Origin of the sequence: Paenibacillus sp. cl130 (genome assembly GCF_900116035.1) — a bacterium.
Lineage (GTDB): Bacteria > Bacillota > Bacilli > Paenibacillales > Paenibacillaceae > Paenibacillus > Paenibacillus polymyxa_B.
In genome coordinates, this window is sequence record NZ_FOYG01000015.1 from 1 (window position 1) to 22,992 (window position 22,992).

Below are 22,992 nucleotides of genomic sequence, written 5' to 3' on the forward strand. Positions count from 1 at the left end.
GATTGCTCCGTCTTTCCTCCCTCTCCCATGCAGGAAAAGGATGTATCGAGTATTAGCTACCGTTTCCGGTAGTTATCCCTGTCTTGTGGGCAGGTTGCCTACGTGTTACTCACCCGTCCGCCGCTAGGTTATGTAGAAGCAAGCTTCTACATAACCCCGCTCGACTTGCATGTATTAGGCACGCCGCCAGCGTTCGTCCTGAGCCAGGATCAAACTCTCCATTAAAGACCAACCGAAGTTGGTTTATAGAAAGAGCGATAAGCTCATTTTGAAACTGACGAGATAAAATATCTCTTGTTCGCTTCCATTTTATACAACCTGACGGCATGTACCAAAATTTCAGCGTTGGATTTTGTAAAATCCGTACTCACTCGTTGTTCAGTTTTCAAAGATCAAACTTGCATAATGTCTTACTTTGTTTCGTCACCGCGTCTCAGTGGCGACCTTTATAATATATCATCTCTTTTTAGAATTTGCAAGAGTTTTTTTAATTTCTTTTTTTCGAGCAAATCCTTCAAAAAGGAACGAAAATTAATTTACCATGAATATTGAATAGAGTCAATACTTTTTTTGATATCAGAAAGTATAATCTTTTTAAAATAGTTTACTTCCTGATATCTCTGATATAGTTTCATCTTATCTTTTCATTGTTTGGTTTGTGGGACTCGCCCTCTGCGAGCATATTTTGATAGTTCCTTGGCGGGTGCAAAACGGGCATACATGCGAAAGACTGTTTTATATCGTAGTGCGATTGCGTAGCGAATATCTTGATCCAATCGAGTATCGCTCATATCAAGCAGCATTTCATCTAGCTCCTTACGAAGAACGTAGTCAAGTTCCTTGCATTCTTTTTCGTTAAACAGCATTCCCAACATATGACCATACTCCCTTATCAGCAGATTATATAGTACTTATATTTGCTCAACTATTGTTCCAATCTTTACCTGTTTTTAAACTCGACTGCTAAGGTTTCAAACTTACCCCGATTAATCTTCAGCTTCTCTTTAGGCTCTCCCCTTTGTTATGTTCAATTTTCAGGAAATATATAAATATTTGGCCATAATATTTTATTGTGACAATAAACGATAAGTTATGCCACTCTCAATTGCAGCTGCTATAAGCAGTAAGATGACAGACCATATGGACACCCTCAACGTTTGTTTCATAAATACATCCCACGCTGGGCCAGTTCCTTTGCGCTTTAGCCCTATGCTTGTACCTATAGTAGATATTATGTTGATTCCAAACTTCAATCCGAAGGCACAGGCGATAATCAAAACAGGCAATTCAATCACACCGTGAGGCAGTAACCCTTTGACAACAACTTCATACATACTTCTTCCCATATCTGTCTGCAAGTGTACTACAAACCCTAAAACCATACCGTTCACAATTAAAAATATAAACGGTACGATTCCAAATACTGCCCCCATAAATATAACCAGCACACATTTAATTGCATTATTGAAAAAGATGAATACAAAAAAACTCCATTGTGGATGCTCAGAATTCTGCAAGCGCTGCGCTACTTCTCCCAGTCCCTCCATTTGTTGCGCCAGCATGGATTGAATAGTGCCTGTACTTAACCATCCCACCATAATACTTGTGCAGAAAAGAAATGCAGAGATTAAAATTAACCGTCTTGTCGTGTGTAAATCGTGAAAAAATGCTTTTAGTCCCATTTGATAATTCCTCCTATTGGTTCAATGGAATAATTGACAACCCCCGGCATAGCTTTAAGTAAACAAGCACTTCGATGAAAGGGGCGTTATTAACCATGAATTCTTTTTTCTATGTATTGAACGGTAAAAAAATCAAACGATTCTTAATCGTAATGGCTGCAGCCGTCTTTACTGTTGGAGTCATTTATGTAGAAACCGATAATGTTACGGTTTTTTCCGAGGAAGCACCAACCGCTATTTATAGTGTACCCACGGACAAAAAGCTGATCGCTCTCACCTTTGATATTAGTTGGGGTGATAAGCGTACTGCCCCCATCTTAAAAGTCCTTGAGGATAAAAAAGTGACTAAGTCCACCTTTTTTCTTTCTGCCCCTTGGAGTAAAACACATCCAGAGCTTGTGAATCAGATTAAAGAAAGTGGATTTGAGATCGGCAGTCATGGCCATAAACACGAAAATTACAGTAGCTTAAGCGATGAAGATATTCGTAAGCAGATTTCCATTGCTCATACCACATTAACCGAACTGACGGGACAGTCCCCGAAGTTGATCCGTATGCCTAATGGCGACTTTGATAAAAGGGTCCTTCAGGTTGCCGGCACTTTAGGCTACAAAACCATTCAGTGGGATACAGATTCCCTGGACTGGAAAAACCCTGGTACTCAGGTCATAATCGACCGTGTTGTAAATAAAGCGCATCCTGGCGATATCGTCCTTCTGCATGCCAGTGATTCCTGTAAACAAACACATGAAGCCTTGCCCGTCATTATCGACAAGTTGCGCGCACAAGGCTATGAATTCGTGACTGTATCTGAACTGCTTCAACAGGGTACAGTAAAAGGCAAAGAGGTACGCGATCAGGCACTGGGTCTTTAAGGAGTTATTTTACATCGTTCTCAGCTAAAAACCAAAAGCAAATCGACATATTTCTCCGCATTCATCCGCATACTATCCACATTCATGATGAAGGAGGAATACGGCCATGAATTGGACTCGTTTGCGATTTGTTAGCACGGTATGCGTACTGGGCGTTGCACTGAGTGGCTGCGGCTCGGATCAGGGTTCTGCGCCCCCCCAGAACAGTTATAAAGAGATGAAAACGATGGTTGTCGATATCTTGAAAAGCGATGACGGAAAAAAAGCTGTAGAAGAGGCTTTAACCGGGGAAAGCACTTCAAAAGAAGGACAATCCGGTCAAAGCAGTGAAGAGGGTGGGGCTGGTGGTGGATCTGGTGGCAGCATGGGAATGAAAATGCTTATGCCCATGCAATCGGCTGAACAGATGAAGATCGCAGTCAAAGATACTTTGGTATCACCTGAATATAAAAAAGAAATCGAAAAAATTATGACTGATCCGCGTTTTGCCGGAGAATTTGCCAAAGCCATCAACAGCCAAAGCAAACAGCTTCATATGCAACTTATAAAAGACCCTTCTTATCAAAAATCAATTGAAGCGATGCTTAAGTCGCCAGAACTGACCAAGATGTATATGGACTTAACTAAAACTCCTGAATATCGCAAACAATCTATGACAGTCATGCATGATGCCATGCAGAATCCGATTTTTCGGCTTGAAGTCATGAATTTACTTAAAACTGTCGTACAAGAGGAACTCCAACCTAAGGTTGAGAAAAAAAGCGGTGAGCAAGGTGGCTCTGCTGATCAGAAGCAAGATGGTGGTGGTGGAGGCGAAGGAGAACAAGGTGGAGGCCAATAATAAAAAGGCTGGTTCAACAACCAGCCTTTTTTTCTTATTCAAATTCCGCGTGCAACGTCGTAATTTGAGCAGCAATATCATTGTAAATTGCCCCTGTCGCCGACTCGGATTTATATACGGATGGAGAAAAGTCGGCTTCTGAAGGGTGATTGTCTGGGATACCCAGCGGAATTTGCGCCAGCAGCTTCGTATGAAGGGTATCTGCCAGCATAGCCCCGCCACCGCGTCCAAAAACATAGTCCTTTTCTCCGGTGGAGGATACATAATAGGACATGTTCTCCACAACACCAATGACCTTATGATCTGTTTGGAGCGCCATAGCCCCTGCACGTGCAGCTACAAAAGCTGCAGTTGCATGTGGGGTAGTGACAATGATTTCTTCACTCTGCGGAATCATTTGATGTACGTCAAGCGCTACATCGCCAGTCCCTGGTGGTAAATCGAGTATCATATAATCCAGTTGTCCCCATTCAACATCACTAAAAAACTGTCTGAGCATTCTCCCCAGCATGGGACCTCTCCAAATCACCGGATTGTTCTCTCTGACAAAGAAGCCCATAGACATGATTTTGATACCGAATCGCTCCACCGGCTGAATGATACCATCTTCGACAGAAGGAACCTCCTCCACCCCGATCATATCCGGCACGCTAAATCCATAGATATCCGCATCAATTAAACCCACACGCTTCCCCTGTCTAGCTAAAGCAGCAGCCAAATTTACAGCTACTGTCGATTTTCCGACACCACCTTTTCCGCTTGCAATGGCAATAAACCGGACGCCAGATGCTGGACTAAGCAGCTCATGTTCTTCCATACCGACAGCATGTCCTTTGGTCAAAACCGGGTCAGCGGCTTCCTCGGTATTCTCCACAGCTTGAATTGCGGACTTTTCATGCTCAGATGCCTCACGAATACGAATATGGACGTGGCTTAATCCCGCCTCTTCTAACGTCTGCCGGATTTCCCGCTCCAGTTCTGCACACGTCTCTTCCTGGCTATTCAAACTAATAGCGGTCAGGGATACCCGATCCTCTTTAACAACCACATCCCGAATAAAATGGAGATCGACTAGACGGCGTCCTGTTTGAGGCTCCCGCACTTGTTGAAGTAGCTCTATAACTTGCTCTCTTGATTGCATGAATTATCAGCACCTCTGCTTTAATGAATTACGGAGTGGTAAACACTTACAGTATACCACTATCTGGCCTCAGGTGCTGGTGAGATCCCCCTTTCCCCGGCACTGTAACGCAAAATCCCCTTATATATGGACGCCGCCACCTGCCTTTGATAGTTCACGTCACTTAGTCGTCTAGCTTCCTCTGGATGGGACAAAAATCCGACTTCTACAAGGGCTGATGGCATTTTGAGAGCTTTCAATAAATAAACTGCGTTCACGGTCTTAGCCACTCTGTCCGTATTTTCCAAGTTGCGTTTGATTTCTTCCTGAATTAAAGACGCCAAATTCTCGTTATCTGCATGGTTAGGAACGTAAAAGGTCTGGGCTCCACTCCAACGGCTCGACGGAATACTGTTCATATGAATACTTAGAAAGAGGTCTGCTTTTTGCTCCTCAATTATACGCACACGCTGCTTCAAATCCTCCGTTTTCCTTCTGGCGTAACCTTTCGTTTCTTGCTGCGCCAGGTCGCGGTCATCCTCACGTGTCATGACAACAACAGCACCTGCTTGCTGCAAATAATCCCGCAAATAAAAAGCGATTGCCAGATTAATATCCTTTTCAATAATTCCTTCTTTGCTAACCGCCCCTCCATCAGGCCCTCCGTGTCCAGCATCTATAGCAATTACTTTACCAGTAAGGGGTAAACTCCAATGGGTCCAAGCTCTCGAAGCAGGTATCTCATACAATGCCAGTGTAATAAACAGAACGGCGAGACAACAGCCCAACAGCATTTTTTGCAACGTCCGATAGCGAATCCACAGTGTAACCTCGTGTTTACGATTATTTTTTTGCATAACAAAACGCCTCCGTCCTATACAGATACTAATAATCTATATGGGACGAGGCGTGTAGATAGTACAACTCAGGCATGAACAAATTCTTTCATACCTTCAATCAGCACTTGAGCAACTTCCGGTCGTGTAAATTCAGGTGGCGGGCAAACCCCAGAGCGCAACAATTCCCGTACCTTGGTGCCCGAGAGCGTCAAATGATGCTCCTTGGGATGTGGGCATGTTTTACTTGAGGCCATATTTCCACATCGAGTGCAATAAAAGCTGTGTTCAAAGAACAATGGAGTAATCCCCAGCTCTTCAGGTGTAAAGTGCCTGAAAATTTCCTGTGCTTCGTAGGTAGCATAATAGTCTCCTACCCCGGCATGATCCCTTCCAACAATAAAATGGGTGCAGCCATAGTTTTTTCGCACAATAGCATGGAAAATGGCCTCTCTAGGACCCGCGTATCGCATGGCAGCAGGAAATACCCCCAGAAAAGTCCGATCAGCCGGATAATAATTGTTCAGCAGCACCAGATAGCTCTTCATACGCACATCTGCCGGAACGTCATCTGACTTGGTTTCACCAACGAGTGGGTTTAGAAACAAAGCATCCACAATCTCCATCGCGCTTTTTTGGATGTACTCATGTGCCCGGTGTACCGGATTTCGTGTTTGAAAACCGACCACTGTTTTCCAGCCTTTTTCTGCAAAATAGTCGCGTGTCTGTGATGGTGTATAGTAAAACTCACTAAATTGTGTGGGCTCCGGCCGATTAAGCACTTGCACAGATCCACCAACATACGTAGCAGGTCGATCTAACAGTTTGTTTACGCCAGGATGAGCCGGGTCATCGGTCTTGAATACTCGTCTGGCTTCCTCAGCCTGATCTACCTGATAAATACTTTCAATATCAAGTACAGCATAGATAGTATCGTCTGTTTCACCCACCAAAGCCACCTGCTGACCTAATTTCAGTTCACTGGCTACACTTTCTACAACTGCAAGAGTAATGGGAATACTCCAGACTGTACCATCGGCAAGACGCATATCTGTTACCACCGACCGATAATCAGATTCATTCATAAACCCCGTCAAAGGAGAGAAAGCTCCCACTCCAATCAAATCCAGATCAGAAATGGTCCATGAGTTTACACGGATAGGAAACAATTCTCCCGCAGCCTGCAAAAGTGCTTTTTGCTCCGGTCCTGTAATGATTTTATCAACAAGTGTTCCGCCATGCGGAAGAATTGCAGTCATAATGCACTTCCCTTCTCTTCATAAATACGACTCATAGTTACCTGAATACCATTTTATTGATGGAGCCCACACTCTGTTTTCTCATTGCCTGACCAGCGACCTGCACGAGGGTCTTCACCTGGTAGAACTTCACGGGTACATTGCTCACAACCGATACTGGGATAATTGCGGTCATGCAATGGATTATACAGTACTTCATGAGTACGGATATAGTTCCATACATCCTCGGATGTCCAGCTTGCCAAGGGATTAAATTTAACGAGTCCAAACTTTTCATCATACTCTACCTTTTTTGAATTCGCACGGGTAGGGGCCTGATCCCGGCGAATACCAGTAATCCATGCATCGTATTGTGACAAAATGCGTGTCAGGGGCTCAACTTTGCGTATACCACAACATGTGTTAGGATCTGTTTTCCACAGTTCCTCTCCATGCTCAGCCGCTTGCTCTTCAGGAGTAATTAAGGGAGAGACACTGACAAAATCCAAATTATATCTGGCTTTCATCTGATCTCGCGTATCGTAAGTTTCTTGAAAATGAAAGTCGGTGTCCAAGTAAAAAATGTCGGTGGAAGGGCTAATTTTTTGAAGCATATCTACTAGTACTACATCTTCTGCTCCGAAGCTACAAGCAAAGGTAAGATTGGGAAATGTAAGAACAGCATACTGGATAACTTCCTCTGGCGTAGCCTCTTCCAGTTCAATTGCCTTGACTCTAATCAACGCTTCTTTCTCCAATAAATTCATTATCAATGCTCCTCCATATGAAGATTCATAAATAAGTGGCATTTAAATACCGACTAAACTAATAAGATTAAATACAGTATAAAACTTTCACAATCATTGTCAATCCAAGGCAAAATGTCCTGATGTAAGCATTTATCCACCCAAATTTGCAGGAATGTTGTTCTGTCAGCATTCTTTAATGCTTTCTTGCGTATCCAACCAAGTTCATTGGCTTTATATAAAATATTCTTATACCAAACACTTGAAAATGGTCCATAGGCTCTTTGGTTACTTAAAATAACTAGTGTAGCTGAAGGAATGCTTGAATGGAGGCTTTTTACGTCAACAAAGACGGCTTGTTCTCTACTCTGCCGAAGACAAAGGCGTACCACCAGTACGCTTTTAAACAAAGGGCTTTCTTATATAACATTATATGGGAATAGTTTGGTCCTTGAAGGAATACATCCTATAGTTTTGACTTTGGAAGAGCAAGCCGAACGTGCGGATAAGCATTTTTTTGACAACCTACCATGCTACGCAAAATTACTTAGTTGAATGATTTGTATAGCCAAAATGTATTATTGTACTATACGTCTGCTTGTGGATCTTCTGAGTGAAATGCTTTAGAGGCATCTAGGAGCAGCGTATCCTAATCTTGGCCCAGTGCGCGGCAGCCATCGGTAATGCTGAACAGCTTTGGGTTGCTTGATCAAGCAAGAATCATCTGTAGAAGAAAGCAACATCGTTTCTGAATCTAAGATTATCGAAGGGTGCTAACCGAGGGAATTGAAAATAACTTTAGGTTTCAAAGCTCTTATTTTGCATTCCAAAGATGAAGTCCGTATGTGGACGAGTTCAGATGAAGGCAAACTAGCCTTTACTCGAATTTTTAACCAGATGAAATCGACTACACTATTCTGGAGCTCTGGCGTCAGCGATGCTTTCATTGTGGAAATTATAAAAGAAATGACTGCGCGCTGAACTCTTATTATGCCTCTATCCAATCCTAAAGCGCTTATAGAGGCAATTCCCGAGGGATTGATCCCTGGACACAAGCAAGACTCTTATCGCTACTGGAAGCCTATTTAAAGCCTGACATCAAGATGGGTCAATTTTATAAGGGTAGACACAGTCGGACAATACATAGTGCTCCCGGTTATAGTTTGGAGCGATTGCTGTGTAGACTATTTCCATTACCAGTAACATGTACATCGCCGTTGCAATTGCAGTAGCCTAGGAAGCAGACAGTGCTAGGCTAAGGAGCGTCCTTCTCTCAGTGCACACAAATAAAAAGAGGTATTCCTTGCCGTATCCCTAGCTGCGCCCAAAACAGCTGTACAAGAGGCATAGACAGTACCAGCCAGAACATATCAAGGGACTTTACATAAACAAGTGAAAGCAAAGTATCTCGTGAAACAGCAGTTAGCAGAGAATATTAAGATGAGGCTATATTGAATAGTCGAACATTATATTTTAGTCACAGGTTATAAACATTACAGAATAAACTCCGTGGAAATAGCAAACTGTATTTGTGTATAACAATATCGTCTTCAATTACATCGTGGATAACTTTTCGTGTTCCATGCATTTGCATGCGGTTATTTATGTATTCGCAGAAACATGCTGAAGCCTATGAATTTTAGAGTAGGTCTACTTATCCACATGTGGATAATAATCAGGAAATGACTAAATAAAAAAGAACCCTTTCCATAAGGAAAAGGTTCTTCTGTATTCGAAATATTAACGTTTCGAGAACTGTGGTGCACGACGAGCGGCTTTGAGACCGTATTTTTTACGTTCTTTCATACGTGGGTCACGAGTCAAGAAGCCTGCTTTTTTCAAAGCTGGACGGAATTCCGGATCTGCTTTCAACAGAGCACGGGAAATACCGTGGCGAATTGCGCCGGCTTGACCAGAGATACCACCACCATGAGCGATAACGAGTACGTCATAGCTGCCAACTGTTTCTGTCAGGTTCAGTGGTTGTTTTACGATCAGTTTGAGAGTTTCCAAACCGAAATATTCATTAATATCACGCTTATTGATGACAATGCGTCCTTCACCCGGTACGAGACGAACACGAGCTACCGAATGTTTACGACGACCTGTCCCATAGTATTGTACTTGTGCCATGAAACTGTCCTCCCTTTTAATTATCCGCGAAGTTCGTAAACTTCAGGTTTTTGTGCTGCATGTGGATGCTCAGTGCCTCTGTAAGCTTTAAGTCTCAGCTTCATTTTCTCGCCTTGACGAGTTTTAGGAAGCATACCGTGAACAGCCAATTCCAACATACGCTCAGGCTTGTTCTTAACCATTTCTTGTGCAACCGTTACTTTCAGACCACCCGGATGCAGGGAGTGACGGTAGTATTTCTTGTTCTCCATTTTTTTACCGGTCAATACGATTTTTTCCGCATTGATTACAACAACAAAATCACCTGTGTCCACATGTGGTGTAAATTGTGGCTTGTGTTTGCCGCGAATCAACGCAGCCGCTTCGCTTGCCAGACGGCCGAGCGTTTTGCCTTCGGCATCAATGATGTGCCAGTTGCGCTCAACTTCATTTGGCTTCGCCATATACGTAGTACGCATGAAAAGTATCCTCCTTAAGTTCGTTAACAGAAATCATCATTTATCTTCGTTCGTTAAGTTGCTGCATTATTGATGGATTAGATGTTAATTTAAAGTGATTATCTTAATTGGGGCTGTGGGAAAGCCATTAAGAAAACACAACTTTTATATTACAGGATAACCATCAATTCCGCAAGGGTAAAATCAATGTTTTTTGATGTTTTCGTCGTACTCTACATTCCAGAGCGTTAAAGCGTGTCCAACGGCCGTAGGTCCGGCCTTTGAACGATTTTTCGCCTCTAAAATGGAAGGAATATCATCCGACGATTTTTTGCCTTCTCCCACTTCCAGCAAAGTACCCATAATAATCCGAACCATGTGCTGCAAAAATCCGCTACCTGTAATATAAGTATGGATAATTCCCTGATCATCCGAGTCCGGACGTGAAAAGGAATGGTCTACTGTCATATAGGCTTCGTAAATAGTGCGAACATGATTCGTCTTTTGGGAACGTCGAGATGCGAACGAAGTATAGTCAAAGGTGCCAACTAAATGAGCTAACCCTTCCTCCATCGCTCTTACATCCAGACTCGTTGGATGATGGGCCTGTGTACGACGGTGAAAGATGTCCGGAAACCGGTTCGCATTAATACTGTACCGATATGTCTTCCGCTTCGCCATGCGGCGTGCATGAAAGGACAGTGACACCTCTCTCGCATCCGTAACGATGATATCACGAGGCAACCAGGCATTAAGTGCCAGACACCAGCGCTGTAACGGAATCGGCGATTCAGTGTGAAAATTGAATACCTGCCCGTATGCATGTACACCTGCATCTGTACGGCCTGAGCCTGTAATTTTAAGACGCTCGCCCGTCAATGAGTAAATAGCATGTTCAAGGCAGTCCTGAATGGTGTTACCGTTAGGCTGCGTCTGAAAGCCATCATAGTGGGTTCCGTCATAGTTCACCTTCATGCACAAGTTCCGCATGCTTCTCACACCTTTGTAGGGGTAGTCTCTGGCCTTGCAAGGAATAACCGAACATAACAAAGGAGAAGCCCCTCAAGGACTCCTCCAAGAGAAAAAAAGGGTTGTTCAGAATCAAGCCGATTCTGTCCACCCTTCCCTCATCTTCGCCTGTTTACGCGCGGTCAACCAATTCCAGATATACCATTGGAGCGGCGTCGCCACGACGAGGTCCCAATTTCAGGATACGAGTGTATCCACCTGGACGCTCAGTGTAACGTGTAGCCAATTCGCTAAACAGCTTTTGGATTGCATCCTGCTCACCATCCAAAGTTTCACGGCGAACGAACGCAGCCACTTGACGACGTGCGTGCAGATCTCCTTTTTTCGCTTTGGTGATCAGTTTTTCAGCAATAGAACGAACTTCTTTCGCTTTAGCCTCAGTAGTTTGGATACGCTCATACAAGAACAGATCGGTTACCAAATCACGAAACAAAGCTTTACGGGCACTGGAGTTACGGCCCAATTTTTGGTATGCCATGTAATTTCCCCTCCTTCACAAAAACGTTGCTGTACTATTCTTCCGTACGAAGTCCTAAACCAAGTTCCTCGAGCTTCTCTTGTACTTCTTCCAAAGATTTGCGACCCAAGTTACGGACCTTCATCATATCTTCTTCAGATTTAGTCGTGAGTTCTTGTACCGTATTGATACCAGCGCGCTTAAGGCAGTTATAGGAACGGACGGAGAGATCCAGCTCTTCGATCGTCATTTCAAGAACTTTTTCTTTCTTGTCTTCTTCTTTTTCAACCATAATTTCAGCATCTTTTGCCTCGTCCGTGAGACCCACGAACAACATCACATGCTCGGTCAAAATTTTGGCTCCAAGGCTCACTGCTTCCTCGGGACGAATACTTCCGTCAGTCCAAACCTCAAGTGTCAGCTTGTCATAATTCGTAACCTGGCCGACACGCGTATTTTCTACGCCGTAGTTCACGCGTGCAATCGGAGTGTAGATGGAGTCGACGGGAATGACGCCGATCGGCTGGTCATCACGTTTGTTCCGATCCTGCTTAACGTAACCGCGACCGCGATTGGCAAAAATACGCATGTGAAGTCTCGAACCCGGTCCGAGCGTAGCAATGTGAAGATCCGGATTAAGAATTTCCACATCACTATCCGCACGGATATCTCCTGCCGTTACAACTCCTTCGCCTTCCGCATCGATTTCGAGTACTTTCTCTTCATCCGAGTGGATTTTAAGCGATAAAGCTTTCAAGTTCAGAATGATCTCCGTTACGTCTTCCTTCACACCGGGAACCGTTGCAAACTCGTGCAGAACCCCATCGATCTGAACCGATGTGACTGCTGCCCCCGGTAACGAGGATAACAGAATACGGCGAAGCGAGTTTCCCAGCGTCGTACCGTATCCGCGTTCCAGCGGTTCTACTACGAATTTTCCATAGGTGCCATCATCATTGACGTCAACCGTCTCAATTTTCGGCTTTTCGATTTCTATCACTGCAATATCCCTCCTTCAAAACGTCGCTCCTATATGAAACATTCACCTTATCCATAGTCTATCATGCAGTATACCTAAACATCCATTCTTGGCAGTTTGTGCCGGATCTATACTACACGCAGAGGAGAAATCTCATTAGACGCGACGACGTTTTGGAGGACGGCATCCGTTATGAGGTACCGGAGTTACGTCTTTGATCAGGTTAACTTCCAAACCAGCAGCTTGCAAAGAGCGGATTGCTGCTTCGCGACCTGCACCAGGTCCTTTAACCATGACTTCGACAGTTTTCATGCCGTGTTCCATAGCAGCTTTAGCAGCAGTTTCTGCGGCCATTTGCGCTGCAAATGGAGTAGATTTACGGGAACCACGGAATCCCATGCCGCCTGAGCTGGCCCAAGAGATTGCGTTACCGTGTGGATCTGTGATCGTAACGATCGTGTTGTTGAACGTGGAACGGATGTGTGCCACGCCAGTTTCGATATTTTTACGGTCACGGCGTTTTGTACGTACAACTTTTTTCGGTTTAGCCATTGAATGTTATCCTCCCTTCTTATTTCTTTTTGTTCGCTACAGTCCGACGAGGACCTTTACGGGTACGAGCATTAGTTTTAGTACGTTGTCCGCGAACAGGCAACCCACGACGGTGACGAACACCACGGTAGCACCCAATCTCAGTCAGACGTTTAATATTCAAGGAAATTTCACGACGCAGATCGCCTTCTACTTTAACTTCTTTGTCGATCGTTTCACGTAATTTGCTCACTTCATCTTCAGTCAAATCACGAACACGCGTGTTTGCACTGATGCCTGTTTCCTTCAAGATTTTCTGAGAAGTCGTTTTACCGATTCCGAAAATGTAAGTCAAGGCGATCTCAACGCGTTTGTCACGTGGCAAATCCACACCAGCTATACGAGCCATTTTACGCTACACCCCCTTCTATTAACCTTGTTTTTGTTTGTGTTTCGGATTTTCGCAAATAACCATTACGTTCCCTTTGCGGCGAATGACTTTGCATTTTTCGCAAATAGGTTTTACAGAAGGTCTTACCTTCATGTTGATTACCTCCTCCAAGCTTTACCCTGGTAAAACTCGCTTCGTGAACATTCACATCGTTTTGCCGAGCAAAACAAGTTTTTTAAATGACATACGTTTAATAAAAACCTGCATGAATTACTTGCGGTACGTTATACGGCCTTTGGTTAAATCGTAAGGCGATAACTGTACAACCACCTTGTCGCCTGTCAAAATACGGATAAAGTGCATCCGCAGCTTTCCGGAAACATGAGCAAGAATTTGATGACCGTTCTCCAGCTCTACCTTGAACGTAGCGTTCGGCAGTGGCTCGATTACCGTACCTTCAACCTCAATGACATCTTCTTTGGCCAAAGTCAGTCTCCTTTCTCTTCAGCTTGGTATTCGGACGAGTCCAGGAAAGTTTTCACTGCATGGCGCAGCTTTCCATTCGTCACCCGACCGCTTTCGTATAAACTGTTTACAATCTCGCTACTAATCTTTGGCTGAGGCACCAAATGAAGAACATTTTTCTTCTTCGCTTGATCAAACTTTCGTTTATCCCCATCCGCAATATATACAAACCTGCTATCTGCTACTGAAACGACAACCGCAATCTGTCCGGCACCTCTGCCTTTCAGAATCTTCACCAGCTGACCGATTTGCAGGTTTCCTTGCTGAATCATTACAATCACCTACGCACTCAGTTTCGTGAAAATGTCCATGCCGCCCGTTTCGCACGTCACCGCTTGCTCGTTATGAGCACATGAGGTTACGTTCATCGTAACGACCGTCCAGTTGTCTTCCAGCGTCCCTACATGGTGAGAACCTATCTGAATCATTGATTCAATAGCCAGCCCAATGCCGGTTTTCAGCCTCGGCCCCTGCTCAGGAATACCACGGTTTGGATTCTCAATATATTGCTGAATGGCATGCGACATTGTAAACTGGCGAGTTTTCGCGATGATATCGCCTTTGTTTAACTTGCGTTTGCCGGGAAATCCGTGCACCAGTTGTTCGTTGACTGAAGCGCAAATGCTAGCAGGAAAACCGTTATAACCTTTAAAAGACGGCACAGCTCCCTGACTGCGAATATACCGATCAGCTAAATGATCAAGTTCACCGGTCGTAATACCGGGCTCGATGTGTCCTGCCAAGAGATGATCCGTTTCCGTATCTATTCTCTTAGCTTTCCTCATAAAGCTTGATTCCGTCCCCGACTTGCAAATGATCATTACAGCTAACCCCGCAACAAGGACACGATATTTTGGGAAACCACATCAATATCCTGTTCTCCGTCAATATGACGCAGAAGATTCTGGTTCTCATAAAACGTGAGGAGTGGTGCTGTTTTATTACTATATTCGTCAAGTCGTGTTCTTACGCTATCTTCATTATCGTCAGGACGCTGATAGAGTTCCCCACCGTCTTTATCGCAAATGCCTTCAACCTTAGGAGGATTAAAGACAATATGATAGCTAGTTCCGCAGCTTTTACAAACCCGCCGTCCTGTGATTCGTGCCAACAAGTTGTCACTATCCACTTTCAGGTTGATGACGTCATCTAGCTTCGTATTCAAACGACCCAAAATTTGATCCAAGGCTTCAGCTTGAGCCAAAGTTCTTGGAAAACCGTCCAGCAAGAACCCTTTCTTGCAATCTGGCTGTTGTAGCCGTTCTTCAACGATACCGATTGTTACGTCATCCGGAACAAGTTCACCCTTGTCGATATATTCTTTAGCTTTAATGCCAATAGGTGTTCCCTGTTTCATCGCTAGGCGAAAAGCATCACCTGTCGAGATATGAGGAATGCCGAATTCCTTCACAATGACATCTGCTTGTGTACCTTTACCAGCCCCCGGAGGGCCCATGATCAAAATATTCACAATCTGTCACTCCTCAAGACGACCCCTACACAAGAAACAGCACAAAAGGTGCCGGTAAGCATGCGAACATCCTAAGCCGGTACCTATTGCCTATTTGTTGATGAAGCCTTTGTAATGGCGTTTGATCAGTTGGCTTTCGATTTGCTTCATTGTATCCAATGCTACACCAATGATGATGAGCAATGAAGTACCGCCAATTTGCACGGAACGAGGCAAGCCCGAAAGCGAACCGAAGAATACCGGCAAAACGGATATGACTGCCAGAAACAAGGCTCCTGTCATTGTCAAACGTGACATTACTCGTGTCAAGTATTTCTCCGTGGCTTTACCCGGGCGAATTCCCGGAATATAACCGCCGTTTTTCTTCATATTGTCGGCCATTTGCTGCGGATTCATCTGTACAAAGGTATAGAAGAATGTGAAACCGATAATCATTACGACATACAAAACCATGCCCAGCGGCTTGTCATAATACAAGTAAGTGGTAACCCACTTAGCCCAAACATGATCTGCCCAGAAACTCGCAATAATTGTCGGGAATTGCAGCAATGATACCGCAAAGATTACCGGAATAACGCCTGCCGCATTAATTTTCATCGGAATATGCGTATTCTGGCCACCGTACATTTTGTTGCCAACTACACGTTTCGCGTATTGTACCGGGATTTTCCGAATACCTTGCTGGATGTAGATAACACCAACAATAATCAGAACAATCACCAGGGCAATTATAATTGCCTTCAGAATATTCATAAACAGCTGATCTGCCTGAATAAACTGAGATTCTACAACCGTCCGAATATGTCTTGGAATACCCGCTGCAATCCCTGCGAAGATAACAATAGAGATACCATTGCCGATTCCCTTTTCGGTAATTTGCTCACCGAGCCACATAAGGAACGTAGTTCCTGCTGTAAGCACAATGGCAATGACCAGATAATCTGCAAAAGTGGCTCCTGGAATCATCGCTGCACCGTACAGTCGATTAAAGCCAATCGACGTTCCGAATGCTTGAATCAGGCCAAGTATTACCGTACCATAACGCGTAATTTGAGCCAACTTCTTTTTACCATGCTCTCCTTGTTTAGCCCATTCCGCAAGTTTCGGAATCACGTCCATTGACAGCAACTGTACAATGATGGACGCTGTAATATATGGCATAATCCCGAGGGCGAAGATCGAAAACTGATACAATGCGCCCCCTGAGAAGGTGTTAAGGAGTCCAAACAACTCGCTTCCTGCCTGATCCTGAGAAGTAAAGACTTGCTTGTTCACGCCGGGAACCGGCACAAAGGAGCCAATACGATATACAAAGAGTATAAACAGGGTGAACAGGATTCGGGTTCTAAGATCCTCAACCCGCCATATATTTTTCAGGGTCTTGAACATTAGATCACCTCGGTTTTACCGCCGGCAGCTTCAATTTTCTCTACCGCAGATTGAGAGAACTTGTTCGCTTTAACTGTCAATTTTACAGTGATTTCACCGTTACCCAGAATTTTGATTCCGGATTTAGCGTTTTTCACAATGCCATTGTTCAGCAAAAACTCAGGGCTTACTTCTGTACCCGCTGCAAAACTGTTCAAATCTTCGATATTCAAAACCGCATACTCTTTACGAGTAGGATTTACGAAACCGCGTTTAGGCAAGCGACGATACAGTGGGTTTTGACCACCCTCGAAGCCCGGACGTACACCACCGCCGGAACGAGCGTTTTGACCTTTATGACCACGACCAGAAGTTTTACCCGTACCGCTACTAGGACCACGACCCAAACGTTTACGTTCTTTGCGGGAGCCTGGAGCTGGGGAAAGCTCATGTAACTTCATCGTTCGTTGCACCTCCTTGATTATTGTTAAAATACTTTATTTCTTAAGCCTCAATTTCTTTAACAGAAACCAAATGGCTAACTTGATTAATCATCCCGCGAATAGCTGCATTGTCGGGTTGAACTACTTTATGGTTGATTTTACGCAAGCCGAGCGTTTTAACAGTCGTTCTCTGATTACCAGGACGGCCGATCAACGAACGAACGAGGGTAATTTCTAATTTCGCCATGATATTCCCTCCTTAGCCCAGCAGCTCTTCGATGGATTTGCCGCGCAATTTTGCAACTTCTTCAGCGCGTTTCAAGCGGGACAAACCTTCCAAAGTCGCATTGACCATATTCATGGAATTCGAAGAACCCAAAGATTTTGTCAAGATATCACCTACACCAGCAAGTTCCAGTACAGCACGAACCGGACCACCAGCGATAACTCCAGTACCTTCCGATGCCGGTTTCAACAGAACCCGGCCAGCACCGAACTTACCTGTAACAAGGTGAGGAATTGTTGTTCCTACGAGTGGAACGTGAACCAGGTTTTTCTTAGCATCTTCAATACCTTTACGAATTGCATCAGGTACTTCGCCAGCTTTACCGATTCCAGCGCCTACCCAGCCGTTGCCGTCGCCCACTACTACCAGAGCACTGAAGCTGAAACGGCGTCCGCCTTTGACAACTTTAGCTACACGATTAATATTTACTACTCTTTCAGTCAGTTCCAAAGTATTCGGATCTACACGCAAGTCGTTAACCTCCTTTTGAGAAATGTCTTAGAATTCAAGGCCTGCTTCGCGAGCTGCATCAGCCAAAGCTTGAATCCGTCCATGATACAAGTATCCACCACGGTCAAATACGATGTTAGCATGGCCTTTTTCTTTCGCACGTTTAGCAACGAGTTCGCCAACTTTACGAGCTGCTTCTACACTACCGCCGTTTTTGATTTCGCTGCTCAGTTCTTTATCCATAGTGGATGCAGATACCAATGTTACACCAGCTACATCATCAATCAGTTGTGCGTAGATATGCTTGGAAGAGCGGAATACGTTCAAACGAGGACGTACAGCCGTACCTTCGATTTTCTTACGTACACGCAGATGTCTTCTGACACGTGCTTTATTTTTATCTTGTTTTGTAATCATCTCAAGTTTTCACTCCCTTCAGTTTGCCTTTTAAAACTTTATACTAAGACGCACTGGGTAAAAAAGAAGTACGAAGTCTTTCCTGCAGAAAGACCGCACAAAGTCGGTAAGAAACTTATTTCTTCTTACCGGCTTTACCTTCTTTACGAATGATGCGCTCGCCTTCGTATTTAATCCCTTTACCTTTGTACGGTTCAGGTTCACGAACGGAACGAATTTTAGCAGCGTAGGCACCTACACGCTCTTTATCAATTCCGCGAACGATGATTTTAGTGTTCGAAGGAACTTCGAATTCGATGCCCGCTTCCGGTGTGATTTCAACCGGGTGAGAGTATCCAACGTTCAGAACGATTTTATCTCCGGATTTGCTTGCACGATATCCGACCCCAACCAGCTCCAGAGATTTTGAAAACCCTTCAGTTACACCACTTACCATGTTGTTGACAACGCTGCGGGTTGTTCCATGCAAAGAGCGGTGAAGTTTGTTGTCCGAAGGACGAACTACATTAATTTCATTGTTTTCCACAGTAACGGACATGTCTTTATGAAGCTCACGAGTCAATGTTCCTTTAGGACCTTTAACTGTGATCGCTGTGTTGTTCAAAGTCACGTCAACACCACTTGGTACTGTGATTGGTTTACGACCAATACGGGACATATCTGTTGCACCTCCTATCTTTTAAACGTTATCTTACCAAACGTAGCAAACAACTTCTCCGCCGGCTTTGGACTGACGTGCTTCTTTGTCGGTCATGATACCTTTGGATGTTGAAATGATTGCGATCCCGAGTCCACCCAATACGCGTGGAATCTCATTGCTCTTCGTGTAAACGCGAAGACCTGGTTTACTGATTCTTTTCAAACCTGTAATAACACGCTCGTTGTTCGCACCGTATTTCAAGAAAATACGGATAATCCCTTGTTTGCTATCTTCAACAAATTCCGCATCACGAATGAATCCTTCACGTTTCAGGATGTCGGCGATTTGTTTTTTCATTGTAGATGCAGGCATTTCTACTGTTTCGTGACGAACTGTGTTCGCGTTACGAATACGAGTAAGCATATCTGCAATTGGATCAGACATAGTCATTGTGTATAAACCTCCTTCCCAAACAGGACTTTTTACCAGCTTGCTTTTTTCACGCCAGGAATCTGGCCTTTATAAGCTAATTCACGGAAGCAAATTCTGCAGATCTTAAACTTTTGCAGTACCGAATGTGGACGACCACAACGCTCGCAACGAGTGTAAGCACGAACTTTAAACTTTGGTGTGCGTTGTTGTTTGACTTTCATTGAAGTTTTTGCCACTTAGCCTGACACCTCCTAAATAGTTTCGGAGAACAGGGTGTCTTTAAAATCAGACGCCCGAAACGTTATGCCAACATTATTTTGCGAAAGGCATGCCCAGCTGAGTCAGAAGCTCACGGGACTCTTCGTCAGTTTTGGCAGTCGTTACGATAACGATGTCCATACCACGAACTTTATCAACTTGATCATACTCGATTTCCGGGAAGATCAACTGTTCTTTCAGACCAAGCGTGTAGTTACCACGTCCGTCGAAAGCTTTTGTCGATACACCATGGAAGTCACGTACGCGAGGAAGAGTAATGTTGAACAATTTGTCCAAGAAATAATACATACGCTCGCCACGAAGTGTTACCTTTACACCGATCGGCATGTTTTCACGCAATTTAAAACCTGCAATAGATTTTTTTGCGCGAGTGATTACTGGTTTTTGACCAGCAATCAGCTGCATGTCGTTGAGAGCTGAATCAAGTACTTTGGAGTTTTGGACTGCGTCGCCAACACCCATGTTGATTACAACTTTCTCGATTTTAGGCACTTGCATCACTGTTGTATAGTTGAACTTCTGCATCAAAGCAGGAGTGATTTCTTTCAAGAAACGTTCTTTCATTCTTGTTGTAGCCATGAATCATATACCTCCTTTCTTCAAAAAATAATTAGTCGATCACTTCGCCAGAACGTTTTGCAATGCGCACTTTTTTTCCGTTGTCCAAAACTTTGTAACCAACACGGGTTACTTTTCCGCTCTTCGGATCAATGTGCATAACGTTGGAAACGTGAATCGGAGCTTCTTTCTCGATGATGCCGCCTTGTGGATTCAGCTGATTAGGCTTTTGGTGTTTTTTAATCATGTTAACACCTTCCACAAGCACACGGTTTTGACGAGGGTAAGCAGCGATAACGCGACCTTTTTTACCTTTATCTTTACCTGTAATCACCAGAACAGTGTCGTCTTTTTTGACGTGAAGCTTGTTGTTATGGGATTCCAGAACTTTTTTCACTTTTGGCATTTCGTACACCTCCTACGGGCACATTTTAAGGTGAGTTTAGATCACTTCCGGAGCCAAGGAAACGATTTTCATGAAGTCCTTGTCACGAAGTTCGCGAGCAACTGGTCCGAAAATACGAGTACCACGTGGGCTCTTGTCTTCTTTAACGACCACTGCTGCGTTCTCGTCAAATCCGATGTAGGAACCGTCTTTACGGCGGATAGAACGTTTAGTACGAACAACAACCGCTCTTACTACATCACCCTTTTTGACAACGCCGCCTGGTGTTGCTTGTTTTACGGAACAAACGATCAGGTCACCAATTTGAGCTGTACGACGTCCCGTACCACCGAGCACACGGATACACATCAGTTCCTTCGCGCCGGAATTGTCAGCTACAGTCAAACGTGTAAATGGTTGAATCATTTATTTATCCTCCTTTCGGAAAAACTACACTACATTAGATTATAACAGCTTTTTCAACGATTTCGACCAGTCTCCAGTTTTTGTCTTTGGACAAAGGGCGAGTTTCCATGATTTTAACAGTATCACCAATTTGTGCAGTGTTGTTTTCATCATGAGCTTTGAATTTCTTAGTTACTTTAATACGTTTATGGTAGAGATCATGTTTTTTGTAAGTTTCTACAGCAATCACAATCGTTTTATCCATTTTGTCGCTGACTACTTTACCGACTAATACTTTACGGGCATTACGTTCGCTCATTGTTGGCCTCCTTCCTAATTACAGGCGGATTTTCCACCCGGTCTGATATCTTAGCTAATCCCAAGTTCTCTTTCACGGATCACAGTTTTAGCACGAGCAATTTCCTTACGCACAGCGCCGATCCGAGTCGGGTTATCAAGCTGACCGGTAGCGAGTTGAAAACGAAGGTTGAAAAGTTCTTCTTTAAAACCGGAGATCTTTTGTTCGATTTCAGCAGTGGTTAGGTTGCGGAATTCACTAGCCTTCATTTGCTTCACCACCCAATTCTTCACGTTTCACAAACTTAGTTTTGATTGGCAGTTTGTGAGCGGCAAGACGCATTGCTTCACGAGCAATCTCTTCCGGAACACCAGCAAGTTCGAACATAATCTTGCCTGGTTTCACTACTGCAACCCATTTTTCTACGTTACCTTTACCACTACCCATACGAACCTCAAGAGGCTTCTGAGTAATTGGTTTGTCAGGGAAAATTTTAATCCAAACCTTACCACCACGTTTGATGTAACGAGTCATCGCAATACGAGCAGCTTCGATTTGACGGTTAGTAATCCATGCAGGTTCAGTAGCTTGCAAACCGTACTCACCAAAGTTCAGTGTAGTACCGCCTTTTGCACGACCCTTCATATGACCACGTTGTTGTTTACGATGTTTTACGCGTTTTGGTACCAACATGATTAGTTGCCTCCTTCCTGAGGAGCTTGTTTCTTAGCTGGAGGAAGAACCTCTCCACGATAGATCCATACTTTTACGCCAAGACGACCGTAAGTAGTATGAGCTTCCGCTGTACCATAGTCAATGTCGGCACGAAGCGTATGCAGTGGAACAGTTCCTTCGCTGTACCCTTCGGAACGAGCGATTTCGGCACCGCCAAGACGTCCGCCTACTTGAGTTTTAATTCCTTTTGCTCCGGAGCGCATAGTTCTTTGAATCGCTTGTTTCAAAGCACGACGGAAAGAAACACGACGTTCCAATTGTTGTGCAATGCTTTCAGCAACCAGAATTGCGTCCAGTTCAGGATTTTTAATTTCAGAAATATTGATGTGTACCTTTTTACCGCCTGCGATTTTAGTAATTTCATTACGCAGATTTTCAACTTCGGAACCACCCTTACCGATAACCATACCTGGTTTCGCAGTGTGAATCGTTACGTTGACACGGTTAGCTGCTCTCTCGATTTCAACACGGGATACAGCGGAGTCTTTCAATCTTTTTTTCAGATGTTCACGAATTCTAACGTCTTCCAGCAAAAGATCACCGAAATCTTTGCCTGCATACCATTTGGATTCCCAATCACGGATAATACCGATTCGGAGTCCGACGGGATTTACCTTTTGGCCCACACGTTTTCCCTCCTTATTTTTCAGATACCACCAGAGTAATATGACTGGTGCGTTTGTTGATACGGCTTGCACGACCCATTGCACGCGGGCGGAATCGTTTCATTGTAGGACCTTGGTTTACAAAAACCTGAGATACTACCAATTTATTTACGTCCAAAGAGTAGTTGTGATCTGCATTCGCAATCGCAGAATTCAACAATTTCTCAACGACTGGAGAAGCGGACTTTGGAGTGTGACGAAGAATTGCAATCGCCTCACCAACCTGCTTACCGCGAATCAAATCGATAACAAGTTTCACTTTGCGAGCAGAAATCCGTACGGACTTAGCATGTGCTTTTGCTTCCATTGAGTTTACCTCCTCTCAAACACTACGCTGTGT

General features: G+C 44.2%; 37 protein-coding genes and 1 rRNA gene. 3 read left to right on the forward strand and 35 right to left on the reverse strand.

The features are described from left to right. The 3 genes from BM358_RS25305 to BM358_RS25315 all read right to left on the reverse strand — a co-directional run. A 16S ribosomal RNA gene (locus tag BM358_RS25305) occupies positions 1 to 225 on the reverse strand; the annotation flags it as partial. A gap of 419 nt (positions 226 to 644) precedes the next feature. After that, complete coding sequence (locus tag BM358_RS25310; protein ID WP_013312131.1) at positions 645 to 875, reverse strand: hypothetical protein; 231 nt, start codon at positions 873 to 875, stop codon at positions 645 to 647. A 192-nt stretch (positions 876 to 1,067) separates the two neighbouring features. Further along, the gene (locus tag BM358_RS25315) at positions 1,068 to 1,682 is read right to left on the reverse strand and encodes a stage II sporulation protein M (RefSeq protein WP_023990484.1); all 615 of its coding nucleotides are present in this window, start codon (positions 1,680 to 1,682) and stop codon (positions 1,068 to 1,070) included. 95 nt (positions 1,683 to 1,777) lie between these two features. Here BM358_RS25315 and pdaB point away from each other — a divergent pair, with 95 nt between their 5' ends. Together pdaB and gerD are read left to right on the forward strand one after the other, a co-directional pair. Further along, a complete protein-coding gene (gene pdaB / locus BM358_RS25320) occupies positions 1,778 to 2,557 on the forward strand; it encodes a polysaccharide deacetylase family sporulation protein PdaB (RefSeq protein ID WP_023990485.1) in 780 nt (259 codons plus the stop codon). Between the two features lie 106 nt (positions 2,558 to 2,663). Continuing rightward, positions 2,664 to 3,398, forward strand: coding sequence for a spore germination lipoprotein GerD (gerD, locus tag BM358_RS25325; RefSeq protein WP_023990486.1), 735 nt, complete (start codon positions 2,664 to 2,666; stop codon positions 3,396 to 3,398). A 34-nt stretch (positions 3,399 to 3,432) separates the two neighbouring features. Here the strand turns inward: gerD and BM358_RS25330 are convergent, their stop codons facing one another. The 4 genes from BM358_RS25330 to BM358_RS25345 form a co-directional block, all read right to left on the reverse strand. Beyond that, positions 3,433 to 4,539 (reverse strand): Mrp/NBP35 family ATP-binding protein, encoded by a 1,107-nt coding sequence (locus BM358_RS25330; protein WP_023990487.1) that lies wholly within the window; start codon positions 4,537 to 4,539, stop codon positions 3,433 to 3,435. A 59-nt stretch (positions 4,540 to 4,598) separates the two neighbouring features. Then, positions 4,599 to 5,375: an N-acetylmuramoyl-L-alanine amidase CwlD gene (gene cwlD / locus BM358_RS25335; protein WP_028542611.1), complete on the reverse strand. Its 777-nt coding sequence runs from the start codon at positions 5,373 to 5,375 to the stop codon at positions 4,599 to 4,601. Between the two features lie 68 nt (positions 5,376 to 5,443). Beyond that, complete coding sequence (gene sat, locus BM358_RS25340; protein WP_028542612.1) at positions 5,444 to 6,613, reverse strand: sulfate adenylyltransferase; 1,170 nt, start codon at positions 6,611 to 6,613, stop codon at positions 5,444 to 5,446. 53 nt (positions 6,614 to 6,666) lie between these two features. Further along, positions 6,667 to 7,359 carry a phosphoadenylyl-sulfate reductase gene (locus BM358_RS25345; protein ID WP_028542613.1) on the reverse strand — a complete coding sequence of 231 codons (693 nt, stop codon included), beginning with the start codon at positions 7,357 to 7,359 and terminating at the stop codon, positions 6,667 to 6,669. An 822-nt stretch (positions 7,360 to 8,181) separates the two neighbouring features. On the opposite strand from BM358_RS25345, the gene BM358_RS26670 reads away from it, so the two are divergent. Then, positions 8,182 to 8,319 carry a hypothetical protein gene (locus BM358_RS26670; RefSeq protein ID WP_155766957.1) on the forward strand — a complete coding sequence of 46 codons (138 nt, stop codon included), beginning with the start codon at positions 8,182 to 8,184 and terminating at the stop codon, positions 8,317 to 8,319. A 759-nt stretch (positions 8,320 to 9,078) separates the two neighbouring features. Here BM358_RS26670 and rpsI read toward each other — a convergent pair. From rpsI to rplV, 28 genes are all read right to left on the reverse strand, one after another. Beyond that, on the reverse strand, positions 9,079 to 9,471 hold the full coding sequence (gene rpsI / locus BM358_RS25355) for a 30S ribosomal protein S9 (protein ID WP_013312140.1): 393 nt from the start codon (positions 9,469 to 9,471) through the stop codon (positions 9,079 to 9,081). A gap of 20 nt (positions 9,472 to 9,491) precedes the next feature. Continuing rightward, complete coding sequence (gene rplM, locus BM358_RS25360) at positions 9,492 to 9,929, reverse strand: 50S ribosomal protein L13 (RefSeq protein ID WP_013312141.1); 438 nt, start codon at positions 9,927 to 9,929, stop codon at positions 9,492 to 9,494. Positions 9,930 to 10,112: 183 nt separating this feature from the next. Beyond that, the gene (truA, locus tag BM358_RS25365; RefSeq protein WP_028542615.1) at positions 10,113 to 10,898 is read right to left on the reverse strand and encodes a tRNA pseudouridine(38-40) synthase TruA; all 786 of its coding nucleotides are present in this window, start codon (positions 10,896 to 10,898) and stop codon (positions 10,113 to 10,115) included. 151 nt (positions 10,899 to 11,049) lie between these two features. Then, a complete protein-coding gene (gene rplQ / locus BM358_RS25370) occupies positions 11,050 to 11,415 on the reverse strand; it encodes a 50S ribosomal protein L17 (protein WP_013312143.1) in 366 nt (121 codons plus the stop codon). Positions 11,416 to 11,449: 34 nt separating this feature from the next. After that, a complete protein-coding gene (locus tag BM358_RS25375) occupies positions 11,450 to 12,394 on the reverse strand; it encodes a DNA-directed RNA polymerase subunit alpha (RefSeq protein WP_007432558.1) in 945 nt (314 codons plus the stop codon). A 135-nt stretch (positions 12,395 to 12,529) separates the two neighbouring features. Beyond that, positions 12,530 to 12,925 carry a 30S ribosomal protein S11 gene (gene rpsK, locus BM358_RS25380; RefSeq protein WP_013312144.1) on the reverse strand — a complete coding sequence of 132 codons (396 nt, stop codon included), beginning with the start codon at positions 12,923 to 12,925 and terminating at the stop codon, positions 12,530 to 12,532. 19 nt (positions 12,926 to 12,944) lie between these two features. Continuing rightward, positions 12,945 to 13,313 carry a 30S ribosomal protein S13 gene (gene rpsM / locus BM358_RS25385; protein ID WP_007432560.1) on the reverse strand — a complete coding sequence of 123 codons (369 nt, stop codon included), beginning with the start codon at positions 13,311 to 13,313 and terminating at the stop codon, positions 12,945 to 12,947. A gap of 21 nt (positions 13,314 to 13,334) precedes the next feature. Next, entirely contained in the window at positions 13,335 to 13,448 is a 114-nt protein-coding gene (gene rpmJ / locus BM358_RS25390; RefSeq protein ID WP_003333770.1) for a 50S ribosomal protein L36, read from the reverse strand. Between the two features lie 117 nt (positions 13,449 to 13,565). Then, complete coding sequence (gene infA, locus BM358_RS25395; RefSeq protein ID WP_006212898.1) at positions 13,566 to 13,781, reverse strand: translation initiation factor IF-1; 216 nt, start codon at positions 13,779 to 13,781, stop codon at positions 13,566 to 13,568. Between the two features lie 2 nt (positions 13,782 to 13,783). Then, positions 13,784 to 14,092 carry a KOW domain-containing RNA-binding protein gene (locus tag BM358_RS25400; protein WP_028542616.1) on the reverse strand — a complete coding sequence of 103 codons (309 nt, stop codon included), beginning with the start codon at positions 14,090 to 14,092 and terminating at the stop codon, positions 13,784 to 13,786. Positions 14,093 to 14,101: 9 nt separating this feature from the next. Continuing rightward, a complete protein-coding gene (locus BM358_RS25405; protein WP_023990556.1) occupies positions 14,102 to 14,641 on the reverse strand; it encodes a M24 family metallopeptidase in 540 nt (179 codons plus the stop codon). 5 nt (positions 14,642 to 14,646) lie between these two features. Beyond that, entirely contained in the window at positions 14,647 to 15,291 is a 645-nt protein-coding gene (locus tag BM358_RS25410) for an adenylate kinase (RefSeq protein ID WP_013312147.1), read from the reverse strand. Positions 15,292 to 15,381: 90 nt separating this feature from the next. Then, positions 15,382 to 16,680 (reverse strand): preprotein translocase subunit SecY, encoded by a 1,299-nt coding sequence (gene secY / locus BM358_RS25415; RefSeq protein WP_013312148.1) that lies wholly within the window; start codon positions 16,678 to 16,680, stop codon positions 15,382 to 15,384. Then, the gene (gene rplO, locus BM358_RS25420) at positions 16,680 to 17,120 is read right to left on the reverse strand and encodes a 50S ribosomal protein L15 (protein WP_013312149.1); all 441 of its coding nucleotides are present in this window, start codon (positions 17,118 to 17,120) and stop codon (positions 16,680 to 16,682) included. Before rplO ends, secY begins: the two co-directional genes overlap by 1 nt. Positions 17,121 to 17,163: 43 nt before the next feature. Next, positions 17,164 to 17,349, reverse strand: a complete 186-nt coding sequence (gene rpmD, locus BM358_RS25425) for a 50S ribosomal protein L30 (RefSeq protein ID WP_013312150.1) — start codon at positions 17,347 to 17,349, stop codon at positions 17,164 to 17,166. A 12-nt stretch (positions 17,350 to 17,361) separates the two neighbouring features. After that, positions 17,362 to 17,859: a 30S ribosomal protein S5 gene (gene rpsE, locus BM358_RS25430; RefSeq protein ID WP_013312151.1), complete on the reverse strand. Its 498-nt coding sequence runs from the start codon at positions 17,857 to 17,859 to the stop codon at positions 17,362 to 17,364. Positions 17,860 to 17,886: 27 nt separating this feature from the next. After that, on the reverse strand, positions 17,887 to 18,255 hold the full coding sequence (rplR, locus tag BM358_RS25435; protein WP_007432568.1) for a 50S ribosomal protein L18: 369 nt from the start codon (positions 18,253 to 18,255) through the stop codon (positions 17,887 to 17,889). A gap of 115 nt (positions 18,256 to 18,370) precedes the next feature. Next, a complete protein-coding gene (gene rplF, locus BM358_RS25440; RefSeq protein WP_013312152.1) occupies positions 18,371 to 18,913 on the reverse strand; it encodes a 50S ribosomal protein L6 in 543 nt (180 codons plus the stop codon). 33 nt (positions 18,914 to 18,946) lie between these two features. Beyond that, on the reverse strand, positions 18,947 to 19,345 hold the full coding sequence (gene rpsH, locus BM358_RS25445) for a 30S ribosomal protein S8 (RefSeq protein ID WP_007432570.1): 399 nt from the start codon (positions 19,343 to 19,345) through the stop codon (positions 18,947 to 18,949). A 32-nt stretch (positions 19,346 to 19,377) separates the two neighbouring features. Then, positions 19,378 to 19,563, reverse strand: coding sequence for a type Z 30S ribosomal protein S14 (locus tag BM358_RS25450; RefSeq protein WP_013312154.1), 186 nt, complete (start codon positions 19,561 to 19,563; stop codon positions 19,378 to 19,380). 76 nt (positions 19,564 to 19,639) lie between these two features. Beyond that, entirely contained in the window at positions 19,640 to 20,185 is a 546-nt protein-coding gene (rplE, locus tag BM358_RS25455; RefSeq protein WP_007432571.1) for a 50S ribosomal protein L5, read from the reverse strand. 31 nt (positions 20,186 to 20,216) lie between these two features. Then, positions 20,217 to 20,570 (reverse strand): 50S ribosomal protein L24, encoded by a 354-nt coding sequence (gene rplX / locus BM358_RS25460; RefSeq protein WP_013312155.1) that lies wholly within the window; start codon positions 20,568 to 20,570, stop codon positions 20,217 to 20,219. Between the two features lie 36 nt (positions 20,571 to 20,606). Beyond that, positions 20,607 to 20,975, reverse strand: a complete 369-nt coding sequence (gene rplN, locus BM358_RS25465) for a 50S ribosomal protein L14 (RefSeq protein ID WP_007432573.1) — start codon at positions 20,973 to 20,975, stop codon at positions 20,607 to 20,609. Positions 20,976 to 21,009: 34 nt separating this feature from the next. Then, positions 21,010 to 21,273, reverse strand: a complete 264-nt coding sequence (rpsQ, locus tag BM358_RS25470; protein WP_007432574.1) for a 30S ribosomal protein S17 — start codon at positions 21,271 to 21,273, stop codon at positions 21,010 to 21,012. Positions 21,274 to 21,323: 50 nt separating this feature from the next. Then, positions 21,324 to 21,521 carry a 50S ribosomal protein L29 gene (gene rpmC, locus BM358_RS25475; protein WP_007432575.1) on the reverse strand — a complete coding sequence of 66 codons (198 nt, stop codon included), beginning with the start codon at positions 21,519 to 21,521 and terminating at the stop codon, positions 21,324 to 21,326. Then, entirely contained in the window at positions 21,511 to 21,945 is a 435-nt protein-coding gene (gene rplP / locus BM358_RS25480; RefSeq protein WP_007432576.1) for a 50S ribosomal protein L16, read from the reverse strand. Before rplP ends, rpmC begins: the two co-directional genes overlap by 11 nt. Positions 21,946 to 21,947: 2 nt before the next feature. Beyond that, complete coding sequence (gene rpsC / locus BM358_RS25485) at positions 21,948 to 22,613, reverse strand: 30S ribosomal protein S3 (protein WP_013312156.1); 666 nt, start codon at positions 22,611 to 22,613, stop codon at positions 21,948 to 21,950. A gap of 13 nt (positions 22,614 to 22,626) precedes the next feature. After that, on the reverse strand, positions 22,627 to 22,959 hold the full coding sequence (rplV, locus tag BM358_RS25490; protein ID WP_013312157.1) for a 50S ribosomal protein L22: 333 nt from the start codon (positions 22,957 to 22,959) through the stop codon (positions 22,627 to 22,629). Positions 22,960 to 22,992: the final 33 nt, after the last annotated feature.

What these genes read in the sequence shown, in the direction of transcription:
- BM358_RS25310 (WP_013312131.1), bottom strand. Translation starts at nt 875, where the DNA reads ATGTTGGGAATGCTGTTTAACGAAAAAGAATGCAAGGAACTTGACTAC.
- BM358_RS25315 (WP_023990484.1), bottom strand. Translation starts at nt 1,682, where the DNA reads ATGGGACTAAAAGCATTTTTTCACGATTTACACACGACAAGACGGTTA.
- pdaB (WP_023990485.1), top strand. Translation starts at nt 1,778, where the DNA reads ATGAATTCTTTTTTCTATGTATTGAACGGTAAAAAAATCAAACGATTC.
- gerD (WP_023990486.1), top strand. Translation starts at nt 2,664, where the DNA reads ATGAATTGGACTCGTTTGCGATTTGTTAGCACGGTATGCGTACTGGGC.
- BM358_RS25330 (WP_023990487.1), bottom strand. Translation starts at nt 4,539, where the DNA reads ATGCAATCAAGAGAGCAAGTTATAGAGCTACTTCAACAAGTGCGGGAG.
- cwlD (WP_028542611.1), bottom strand. Translation starts at nt 5,375, where the DNA reads ATGCAAAAAAATAATCGTAAACACGAGGTTACACTGTGGATTCGCTAT.
- sat (WP_028542612.1), bottom strand. Translation starts at nt 6,613, where the DNA reads ATGACTGCAATTCTTCCGCATGGCGGAACACTTGTTGATAAAATCATT.
- BM358_RS25345 (WP_028542613.1), bottom strand. Translation starts at nt 7,359, where the DNA reads ATGAATTTATTGGAGAAAGAAGCGTTGATTAGAGTCAAGGCAATTGAA.
- BM358_RS26670 (WP_155766957.1), top strand. Translation starts at nt 8,182, where the DNA reads ATGTGGACGAGTTCAGATGAAGGCAAACTAGCCTTTACTCGAATTTTT.
- rpsI (WP_013312140.1), bottom strand. Translation starts at nt 9,471, where the DNA reads ATGGCACAAGTACAATACTATGGGACAGGTCGTCGTAAACATTCGGTA.
- rplM (WP_013312141.1), bottom strand. Translation starts at nt 9,929, where the DNA reads ATGCGTACTACGTATATGGCGAAGCCAAATGAAGTTGAGCGCAACTGG.
- truA (WP_028542615.1), bottom strand. Translation starts at nt 10,898, where the DNA reads ATGCGGAACTTGTGCATGAAGGTGAACTATGACGGAACCCACTATGAT.
- rplQ (WP_013312143.1), bottom strand. Translation starts at nt 11,415, where the DNA reads ATGGCATACCAAAAATTGGGCCGTAACTCCAGTGCCCGTAAAGCTTTG.
- rpsK (WP_013312144.1), bottom strand. Translation starts at nt 12,925, where the DNA reads ATGGCTAAACCGAAAAAAGTTGTACGTACAAAACGCCGTGACCGTAAA.
- rpsM (WP_007432560.1), bottom strand. Translation starts at nt 13,313, where the DNA reads ATGGCTCGTATAGCTGGTGTGGATTTGCCACGTGACAAACGCGTTGAG.
- rpmJ (WP_003333770.1), bottom strand. Translation starts at nt 13,448, where the DNA reads ATGAAGGTAAGACCTTCTGTAAAACCTATTTGCGAAAAATGCAAAGTC.
- BM358_RS25400 (WP_028542616.1), bottom strand. Translation starts at nt 14,092, where the DNA reads ATGATTCAGCAAGGAAACCTGCAAATCGGTCAGCTGGTGAAGATTCTG.
- BM358_RS25405 (WP_023990556.1), bottom strand. Translation starts at nt 14,641, where the DNA reads ATGATCATTTGCAAGTCGGGGACGGAATCAAGCTTTATGAGGAAAGCT.
- secY (WP_013312148.1), bottom strand. Translation starts at nt 16,680, where the DNA reads ATGTTCAAGACCCTGAAAAATATATGGCGGGTTGAGGATCTTAGAACC.
- rplO (WP_013312149.1), bottom strand. Translation starts at nt 17,120, where the DNA reads ATGAAGTTACATGAGCTTTCCCCAGCTCCAGGCTCCCGCAAAGAACGT.
- rpmD (WP_013312150.1), bottom strand. Translation starts at nt 17,349, where the DNA reads ATGGCGAAATTAGAAATTACCCTCGTTCGTTCGTTGATCGGCCGTCCT.
- rplR (WP_007432568.1), bottom strand. Translation starts at nt 18,255, where the DNA reads ATGATTACAAAACAAGATAAAAATAAAGCACGTGTCAGAAGACATCTG.
- rplF (WP_013312152.1), bottom strand. Translation starts at nt 18,913, where the DNA reads ATGTCCCGTATTGGTCGTAAACCAATCACAGTACCAAGTGGTGTTGAC.
- rpsH (WP_007432570.1), bottom strand. Translation starts at nt 19,345, where the DNA reads ATGACTATGTCTGATCCAATTGCAGATATGCTTACTCGTATTCGTAAC.
- rplE (WP_007432571.1), bottom strand. Translation starts at nt 20,185, where the DNA reads ATGGCTACAACAAGAATGAAAGAACGTTTCTTGAAAGAAATCACTCCT.
- rplX (WP_013312155.1), bottom strand. Translation starts at nt 20,570, where the DNA reads ATGCCAAAAGTGAAAAAAGTTCTGGAATCCCATAACAACAAGCTTCAC.
- rplN (WP_007432573.1), bottom strand. Translation starts at nt 20,975, where the DNA reads ATGATTCAACCATTTACACGTTTGACTGTAGCTGACAATTCCGGCGCG.
- rpsQ (WP_007432574.1), bottom strand. Translation starts at nt 21,273, where the DNA reads ATGAGCGAACGTAATGCCCGTAAAGTATTAGTCGGTAAAGTAGTCAGC.
- rpmC (WP_007432575.1), bottom strand. Translation starts at nt 21,521, where the DNA reads ATGAAGGCTAGTGAATTCCGCAACCTAACCACTGCTGAAATCGAACAA.
- rplP (WP_007432576.1), bottom strand. Translation starts at nt 21,945, where the DNA reads ATGTTGGTACCAAAACGCGTAAAACATCGTAAACAACAACGTGGTCAT.
- rplV (WP_013312157.1), bottom strand. Translation starts at nt 22,959, where the DNA reads ATGGAAGCAAAAGCACATGCTAAGTCCGTACGGATTTCTGCTCGCAAA.